This window comes from Streptomyces sp. 796.1 (genome assembly GCF_047525675.1).
Taxonomy (GTDB): domain Bacteria; phylum Actinomycetota; class Actinomycetes; order Streptomycetales; family Streptomycetaceae; genus Streptomyces.
Genome location: NZ_JBLIWA010000077.1, coordinates 1 through 7,096 on the forward strand (window position 1 = coordinate 1; position 7,096 = coordinate 7,096).

The 7,096-nt window shown below is 73.2% G+C and carries 5 protein-coding genes; all 5 read left to right on the plus strand.

Translation table 11 applies throughout. The features are described from left to right. A partial coding sequence (gene infB, locus ACMA1D_RS31315) for a translation initiation factor IF-2 (RefSeq protein ID WP_414727366.1) occupies nt 1-2,647 on the plus strand: 2,647 nt, incomplete at its 5' end. 176 nt (nt 2,648-2,823) lie between these two features. Beyond that, nucleotides 2,824-3,117, plus strand: a complete 294-nt coding sequence (locus ACMA1D_RS31320; protein WP_414727367.1) for a DUF503 domain-containing protein — start codon at nt 2,824-2,826, stop codon at nt 3,115-3,117. 125 nt (nt 3,118-3,242) lie between these two features. After that, nucleotides 3,243-3,725 (plus strand): 30S ribosome-binding factor RbfA, encoded by a 483-nt coding sequence (gene rbfA, locus ACMA1D_RS31325; protein WP_414727368.1) that lies wholly within the window; start codon nt 3,243-3,245, stop codon nt 3,723-3,725. Further along, a complete protein-coding gene (gene truB / locus ACMA1D_RS31330; RefSeq protein ID WP_414727369.1) occupies nt 3,722-4,624 on the plus strand; it encodes a tRNA pseudouridine(55) synthase TruB in 903 nt (300 codons plus the stop codon). Before rbfA ends, truB begins: the two co-directional genes overlap by 4 nt. A gap of 1,034 nt (nt 4,625-5,658) precedes the next feature. Beyond that, nucleotides 5,659-6,636, plus strand: coding sequence for a bifunctional riboflavin kinase/FAD synthetase (locus tag ACMA1D_RS31335; protein WP_414727370.1), 978 nt, complete (start codon nt 5,659-5,661; stop codon nt 6,634-6,636). The last annotated feature ends 460 nt before the right edge of the window (nt 6,637-7,096 follow it).

The following is a 7,096-nucleotide window of genomic DNA, read 5'->3' on the forward strand; positions in this document are numbered from 1 at the left end:
CCCCAAGCCCAGTGGCGCCAAGCCCGGCGCGACGCCGGGCCCGCGTCCCGGTGGCCGGCCCTCCGCGCCCGGCCAGGGCGGTCAGGGCCAGGGTGGCGGTCGCTCCGGCGCCCCGCGCCCCGGCGGTCAGGGCGGCGCGCCCCGTCCGGGCGGGCGCCCCTCGGGCCCGCGTCCGGGCAACAACCCCTTCACCTCTGGTGGCAGCACCGGCATGTCCCGCCCGCAGGCCCCGCGCCCGGGTGGTCCGCGCCCCGGCCCCGGCGGCCAGAGCCAGGGCGGCCCGCGTCCGCAGGGCGGCGGCCAGGGTGGCCATGCCGGCCCGCGTCCCGGCCCGGGCGGCGCCCGGCCGAGCCCCGGTGGGATGCCCCGTCCGCAGGGTGGCCCCGGTGGCGCCCCGCGTCCCGGCGGCGGCCCCGGTGGTCCCGGCGGTAACCGCCCGAACCCGGGCATGATGCCGCAGCGTCCGGCCGCTGGCCCGCGCCCCGGTCCCGGTGGTGGCGGTCGCGGTCCCGGTGGCGCAGGTCGCCCCGGTGGCGGCGGCGGTCGTCCCGGTGGTGGCGGCGGTTTCGCCGGTCGCCCCGGTGGCGGTGGCGGCGCCGGTCGTCCCGGTGGCGGCGGTGGCGGTTTCGCCGGCCGTCCCGGTGGTGGCGGCGGTGGCGGCGGCTTCGGCGGTCGTCCCGGTTTCGGTGGCCGTCCCGGTGGCCCGGGTGGCCGCGGTGGCACGCAGGGTGCGTTCGGCCGTCCCGGTGGGCCGGCCCGTCGTGGCCGCAAGTCGAAGCGGCAGCGGCGCCAGGAGTACGAGGCCATGCAGGCCCCGTCGGTCGGCGGCGTGATGCTGCCGCGCGGCAACGGGCAGACCGTCCGCCTGTCGCGTGGTGCCTCCCTGACCGACTTCGCGGAGAAGATCAACGCCAACCCGGCGTCGCTCGTCGCCGTGATGCTCAACCTGGGCGAGATGGTCACCGCGACCCAGTCGGTCTCCGACGAGACGCTTCAGCTCCTCGCCGAGGAGATGAACTACAACGTCGAGATCGTCAGCCCGGAGGAGGAGGACCGCGAGCTCCTGGAGTCCTTCGACATCGAGTTCGGCGAGAACGAGGGCGGCGAGGACATGCTCGTCGCGCGTCCGCCCGTGGTGACCGTCATGGGTCACGTCGACCACGGTAAGACCCGCCTGCTCGACGCGATCCGCAAGACCAACGTGGTCGCGGGCGAGGCCGGTGGCATCACCCAGCACATCGGTGCGTACCAGGTCTCCACCCAGGTCAACGACGAAGAGCGCAAGATCACCTTCATCGACACCCCGGGTCACGAGGCGTTCACCGCCATGCGTGCCCGTGGTGCGAAGTCGACGGACATCGCGATCCTCGTGGTGGCCGCCAACGACGGTGTGATGCCGCAGACGATCGAGGCGCTGAACCACGCCAAGGCGGCCGACGTGCCGATCGTGGTCGCGGTCAACAAGATCGACGTCGAGGGCGCCGACCCGACCAAGGTGCGCGGTCAGCTCACCGAGTTCGGTCTGGTGGCGGAGGAGTACGGCGGCGACACCATGTTCGTCGACATCTCCGCGCGCCAGGGCCTCAACATCGACCAGCTCCTTGAGGCGGTCATCCTCACCGCCGACGCCTCGCTCGACCTGCGCGCCAACGCGGAGCAGGACGCGCAGGGCATCGCGATCGAGGCCCACCTCGACCGTGGCCGTGGCGCCGTCGCCACCGTCCTCGTCCAGCGCGGCACGCTCCGCGTCGGCGACACGATGGTGGCCGGTGACGCGTACGGTCGCGTGCGGGCGATGCTCGACGACACCGGCGCCCAGCTCGAAGAGGCCGGCCCGTCCACCCCGGTGCTGGTGCTCGGTCTCACCAACGTGCCCGGTGCCGGCGACAACTTCCTGGTCGTCGACGAGGACCGGACGGCCCGCCAGATCGCCGAGAAGCGCGCCGCCCGTGAGCGCAACGCCGCGTTCGCCAAGCGCACCCGTCGGGTGTCGCTGGAGGACCTGGACAAGGTGCTCAAGGCCGGCGAGGTGCAGCAGCTCAACCTCATCATCAAGGGCGACGCGTCCGGTTCGGTCGAGGCCCTGGAGTCCTCGCTGCTCCAGCTCGACGTCGGCGAAGAGGTCGACCTGCGCATCCTGCACCGCGGCGTCGGTGCGGTCACCGAGACCGACATCGACCTGGCGGCGGGCTCCGACGCCATCGTCATCGGCTTCAACGTGCGGGCCGAGGGCCGCGCCACGTCGGCGGCCGAGCGCGAGGGCGTGGACGTGCGCTACTACTCGGTCATCTACCAGGTGATCGAGGAGATCGAGGCGGCCCTCAAGGGCATGCTCAAGCCGGAGTACGAAGAGGTCGAGCTCGGTACGGCGGAGATCCGCGAGGTCTTCCGCTCCTCCAAGCTCGGCAACATCGCGGGTGTCCTCATCCGCTCCGGCGAGGTCAAGCGCAACACCAAGGCGCGCCTGCTGCGCGACGGCAAGGTCGTCGCGGAGAACCTCACCATCGAGGGCCTGCGTCGCTTCAAGGACGACGTCACCGAGATCCGCGAAGGCTTCGAGGGCGGTATCAACCTCGGCAACTTCAACGACATCAAGGTCGACGACGTCATCGCGACGTACGAGATGCGGGAGAAGCCGCGCGGCTGATCTCGTTCTGACCTCGTAACGGTCCGGGGCCGGTCGGCCGGGGCCCCTCCGCCGCCGGTGACGGCGGCGGAGGGAAATTCCCGTCGATCGGCCCCGGCCGTTGCGTGTACGGTTCTGGTGTCCCTGCCAAGCAGTGGCGGGGGGCTACCCCGGACCGGCGGGTCAACCGGACACACATGTATGTAGGGACCCTGTCCTTCGATCTGCTCCTCGGCGACGTACGGTCGTTGAAGGAGAAACGCTCCATTGTCCGCCCGATCGTCGCCGAGCTGTACCGCAAGTACGCGGTGAGCGCAGCGGAGGTCGGCAACCAGGACCTCCACCGCAGGGCCGAGATCGGCCTCGCGGCCGTCTCCGGGGACGCGGGGCACCTCACCGACGTACTCGACCAGTGTGAACGCCTGGTAGCAGGCCGCCCCGAGGTGGAACTGCTGTCGGTACGGCGCCGGTACCACGGCGGCGACGACTGATCGTCACCGCCGGGGCCGCCGGGGCCGCTGCAACGGCCCCGGCGGGCCCGACCCACGGGGCGCCGGATGCGGGAAGCCGCATCCGGTGACGTGATACGTGAACCGAAGAAGAGAGAAGAAGACGCATGACCGACACCGCGCGGGCACGCAAGCTGGCTGACCGCATCCGGGTGGTCGTCGCGGAGACCCTTCAGCGCCGCATCAAGGACCCGCGGCTGGGCTACGTGACGATCACGGACACCCGGGTTACCGGTGACCTACGGGAGGCGACCGTCTTCTACACGGTCTTCGGCGACGAGGAGGAGCGCACCGCGTCCGCCGCGGCGCTGGAGAGCGCCAAGGGCGTGCTGCGCTCGGAGGTGGGCCGCCAGACCGGCGTGCGGTTCACCCCCACGCTGACGTTCGTCCCCGACGCCCTCCCGGACAACGCCCGCACCATCGACGACCTGCTGGCCAAGGCCAAGGCATCGGACGCCCAGGTGCGCGAGGCGTCCGAGGGCGCCACGTACGCGGGCGACGCCGACCCGTACCGCAGGCCGGAGGAAGACGACGAGGACGGTGGGGCCCCGGACGAGGGTCAGGGCAGCGAGGGCACCCCGAAGGCATGAAGGGCAAGGGGACCGGTCCCAGCGGACTGGTGATCGTGGACAAGCCGGCCGGCTACACCTCGCACGACGTGGTGGCCAAGCTGCGCCGCTTCGCGGGGACCCGTCGCGTCGGCCACGCCGGCACGCTCGACCCCATGGCGACCGGCGTGCTGGTCATCGGGGTGGAGAAGGCGACCCGGCTGCTCGGGTACCTGGCGCTGACCGAGAAGGAGTACGCGGCGACGATCCGGCTCGGCCAGAGCACCGTGACCGACGACGCGGAGGGCGAGATCACCGCGTCCGCCGGCGCCGCCGGCGTGCAGCGGGCGGCCGTCGACACCGGCGTGGCCAAGCTGACCGGCGACATCCAGCAGGTCCCGTCGAAGGTCAGCGCCATCAAGATCGACGGCAAGCGGTCGTACTCGCGGGTCCGGGAGGGCGAGGAGTTCGACATCCCGGCCCGCCCCGTCACGGTCTCCACGTTCGCCGTGCACGAGGTCCGACAGGCCGTCGCCGATGACGGTACGGACGTCCTGGACCTCGACGTGACCGTCGTCTGCTCCTCCGGTACGTACATCCGGGCGCTCGCCCGCGACCTCGGAGCCGACCTGGGAACGGGGGGCCACCTCACCGCGCTGCGGCGCACCCGGGTCGGCCCCTACGGCCTGGACGGGGCGCACACCCTGGCGGAACTGGAGGCCACGCTGACGGTGCTGCCCATCGCCGACGCCGCGGCAGCCGCCTTCCCGCGCTGGGACGTGACCGACGAACAGGCCCGGCTCCTCGGCAACGGGGCCCGTCTGACGGCCCCGGGGCTCGCCGCGGACGGCCCCATCGCCGTCTTCGACCCCACCGGCCGCTTCCTGGCCCTGGTGGAGGAACACAACGGCAAGACCAAGAGCCTCGCCGTCTTCGTCTAACCCGCCCCGGCCCCTCGCCGTGGCCCATTCGGCATCGACAACCGCCGCCCCGTCACACCGTACGGGGCGGCGGTTGCGCTGTTTCTGAGGTGGGGCGGGGGTGGGGTGGGGTGCGTTGTGCGCCCGGGGTGCGGGGTGCCGAGGGTGCGGGGGTGGCTGGGGGCAGGCCAGGGCCGGTGGCGTCGTTGGCGTCGGTGGGGTGCTGGGGCCCGGGGTGCCGGGGTGGCCGGTGGTGGCGCCTGCGGGTGGCACGGGGCGGCTGTGGGAGGGGCCGGCGGTGGAGTGCGGCTGTGTGCGCGGGGACGGTTCGATGCTGAGGCACGGGGCGGGGTGCTTGGGGCACCGTGACGACGCGGCCTCCGGGATGCTCCTGCTGGGGCACGGGGCACGGGGCACGGGGCACGGGGCACGGGGCACGGGGCACGGGGCACGGAGCGGGCGGCGTAGCCTCGCGCGCGGGGTTGCGGGGTGCGGCGCCGTGGTCTGTATCTGCGGCGCGGAGCGTGGGCGAAGGCGCCGACCCGTGAGGTGGGTATGGGAGCCGGGGCTCCCGTTGCTGTACGGGCGCAGGGACGGGGCAGGCTCGCGGCTCCCGGCGCGACACGGGGTGCGGACGGTAAGGAGCCTTGGCCTGGGCACGGGGGACCGCTGCGGCAGCGTCCGTAGGCTTCGTACGGGCCGTGTGCGGTGCTGAACGGGGTACGAGGGCGAGGCCCCACCGGGGCGGGACGGAGCCCGGCCGCGGGGCTGCGGCAAACTCCCGCTGGAGCACGGAGCACGGAGCACGGAGCACGGAGCACGGAGCACGGAGCACGGAGCACGGAGCGGGCGGCTCAGCCTCGCGCGCGAGGTGCGGAATACGGGGCGCCGTGATCCGTCCCTCGGGACGGGGCATGGAGCAGGGGCTTCCGTTGCTGTACGGGGCGCGGGGTTGGTCGGGGCGTGGGTGGGTGATGCCGGGCCCGGGCCGTGGGCATGGCAGTCTTAGACCTGCGTCATTTGACAGACAAGAGTTCGGGCGAGGAGCGGGCACAGTGCAACGCTGGCGTGGCTTGGAGGACATCCCCGAGGCTGCATTTTTCGGGCCTGGGGGACGCAGCGTCGTGACCATCGGCTCGTACGACGGTGTGCACCGCGGGCACCAGTTGATCATCGGCAGGGCCGTGCGGCGGGCGCGTGAGCTGGGTGTCCCCGCGGTCGTGGTGACCTTCGACCCGCATCCGAGCGAGGTGGTGCGCCCCGGCAGCCACCCGCCGCTGCTGGCCCCGCACCACCGGCGCGCCGAACTGATGGCGGAACTGGGCGTGGACGCGGTGCTGATCCTGCCGTTCACGAAGGAGTTCTCGCAGTTGCCACCGAGCGAGTTCGTGGTGAAGGTGCTCGTCGACAAGTTGCGCGCCCAGGTGGTCGTCGAAGGGCCCAACTTCCGCTTCGGGCACAAGGCCGCCGGCAACGTGGAGACCCTCGGCGAGCTCGGGCGGACGTACGACTACGAGGTCGAGATCGTCGACCTCTACGAACGGGGCGCGGCGGGCGGTGGTGAGCCGTTCTCCTCGACCCTGACCCGCAAGCTGGTGGCCGACGGCGACGTCGCGGGTGCGATGGAGGTCCTGGGCCGCCCCCACCGGGTGGAGGGCATCGTCGTACGGGGCGCCCAGCGCGGGCGCGAACTCGGTTACCCCACCGCGAACCTGGAGACCCTCCCGCACACCGCGATCCCCTCCGACGGCGTCTACGCGGGCTGGCTCACGGCAGACGGCGAAGTCATGCCCGCGGCCATCTCGGTGGGTACGAACCCTCAGTTCGACGGCACCGAGCGGACGGTGGAGGCATACGCCATCGACCGGGTGGGGCTGGACCTGTACGGGCTGCACGTCGCGGTCGACTTCCTGGCGTTCCTGCGCGGGCAGGAGAAGTTCGACTCCGTCGAGGCGCTGCTTGAGCGCATGGCCATCGACGTGAAGCGGGCGCGGGAACTGGTGGAAGCACACGACGGCGGCCAGCAGCCGTAGCCGTCCGGCGCCCCGGCCCGCACGTCTGGCCCGCCGCTCCGTCCACCGGGCGCACGCTCCCGGCCGGCTGCCCCGTACGTCGGTCGCCCACTGGCCTCGTACGCCGCAGCCGGCCTGTTCTGCGACCCTCTGGCCCCGCTCTGCTCCTGTGTCGTTCACGGTGCCGCCGGAGCTCTCTGCGGACTCTGCCAAGCCGCCCCGTGCACGGTGCCTGCTCCGGTAGCGGATGCCGGCAGCCGGGGCGCCGCACGGCGGGCGACGGTCGATGTGGATGGGGGAGCCGGCGGCAACGGGGCCCCGGGCCGCCGGGGACACGGGACGGCGTGCGCTCCGTGGCGCGCGGACGGCGCGCCGGCTGCCGCCGAGGCGTGCTGCACCGCGGGTGGGCTGCTGCCGAGGTACCAACGGACGAGGGGGGGGGGGGGGGGGGGGGGGGGGGGGGGGGGGGGGGGGGGGGGGG